The organism is Dethiosulfatibacter sp. (assembly GCF_983023055.1).
On sequence record NZ_CEZJXU010000048.1, the window covers coordinates 7259 to 9092 of the forward strand.

At 35.2% G+C, this 1834-nt stretch carries 2 protein-coding genes; one reads left to right on the plus strand and one right to left on the minus strand.

Going from position 1 to position 1834, the window contains the following annotated elements:
- The coding region (locus AC3AX0_RS03180) for an ammonium transporter (protein ID WP_487548860.1) at nt 1-602 on the minus strand (602 nt) is incomplete at its 3' end.
- A gap of 451 nt (nt 603-1053) precedes the next feature.
- Between AC3AX0_RS03180 and AC3AX0_RS03185 the strand changes: the two genes are divergently transcribed.
- The coding region (locus AC3AX0_RS03185) for a 1-deoxy-D-xylulose-5-phosphate synthase N-terminal domain-containing protein (protein ID WP_487548861.1) at nt 1054-1834 on the plus strand (781 nt) is incomplete at its 3' end.

A 1834-nucleotide genomic window follows, 5' to 3' on the forward strand; every position in this document is an offset into this window, starting at 1 on the left:
GTCAAACTGTGACCAGGTATGGCAAGTGGTTTACCATCTTTATTATATTTTCCAACTCTAGGGCCTAAAACGGAGGCCCCTACTAAAGCTGCCCATCCACCAAGGGAGTGGACTGCTGTTGAACCGGCAAAATCATGAAAACCAAGGTTTGACAACCAACCGCCACCCCAGATCCAGTGACCTGCTATGGGGTATATTACCAAACAGATGAAAAAGCTGTAAACCAAATAAGATTTGAATTTAGTTCTTTCTGCCATAGCTCCTGATACGATAGTAGCAGCAGTAGCACAAAAAACAGTTTGAAAAATTAAAAATGCTGATTTTGGAATGGTCAATCCTAAATGTTCATATGTTCCAGTAGCCATGAAATCTACTGATCCTATTAACCCTCCAACATCGCTTCCGAACATAATTCCGAAACCGATAAACCAAAATACCAGTGAACCGACTGAAAAGTCCATCATGTTTTTCATAATGATATTTCCAGCGTTCTTAGCTCTTGTAAATCCCGTCTCCACCATTGCAAACCCTGCTTGCATGAAGAAAACAAATGCTGCAGCAATCAAAACCCAAATTGTATCAATAGCAATACTATAATCCATAATAATCACTCCTAATATATTTTGTTTTGCTGCTTCCGAATGCATTATTCTCCTTTCTTTTTAAACGATTGGATAATATTAGCTAATAACTAATATTTATGCGAATCCAATTGCGCTTGTTTGATTATGAAGTAATTGTAACATATGACTTAATGTTTGTAAATATCCAAATTGAAATTAGATATAATGAAAACGTTTACACACCAAAAACCTTATAAACACTGGTAAAACAGCGTTTTCCTTTGTTTGAGATAACAGAGGTGATTCGATAAGTCGAACAATAAAGAAAAAAATACGAATAGTGTTAAGTTAAACATGTCGTTGGTTGGGAGATTAAATATGCACTAATGTGTATACGTGATCTCGAGATGTTAAAATTATTAAATAGAAGAAATAGAGGAACTGTGATATAATATTTTGAATATAAATAGAGGTAAGAAATTTGGATAATATTTTAGATAGTATAAATAATGTAGAAGATATAAAGAAACTAAAAACAAATGAACTTGAAAAGCTCTCTAGTGAAATTAGAGAGTTTTTAATAGATTCTGTTTCAAAAACAGGTGGTCACCTTGCTTCAAATCTTGGTGTAGTAGAACTTACGCTTGCTCTTCATTACGTATTTGATTCACCGGAGGATAAGCTGATATGGGATGTAGGACATCAAAGTTATGTTCACAAGATGCTGACTGGAAGAAAAGATAAGATGGGTACAATAAGACAGTTTGGAGGATTAAGTGGGTTTCCTAAAAGATCTGAAAGCGAGCATGATGTCTTTGAAACAGGACACAGCAGTACATCCATATCTGCAGCTCTTGGTTTTGTAAATGCCAGGGACATAAAAGGCGACGATTACAGTGTTGTTTCAATTATTGGAGACGGAGCACTGACAGGTGGTATGGCTCTTGAAGCAATAAATAATGCAGGAAGAAACAAGAGTAATTTGATTGTTATACTCAATGACAATGAAATGTCCATATCAAAGAATGTTGGAAGCATTTCTTCATATCTTAACAGGGTTAGGACAGGAACAGCATACTATACAGCTAAAAAGGGAATTGAAACTATCATATCAAAAATTCCGGTTGTTGGAAATGCAGTAGTCAGATTCATTCGAAAAACCAAGGAATCCTTGAAGATGTTTCTGGTAAACGGTGGAATGTTGTTTGAAGAATTTGGATTTAGATATATAGGTCCTATTGACGGACACAATATAGATGATCTTATTGATG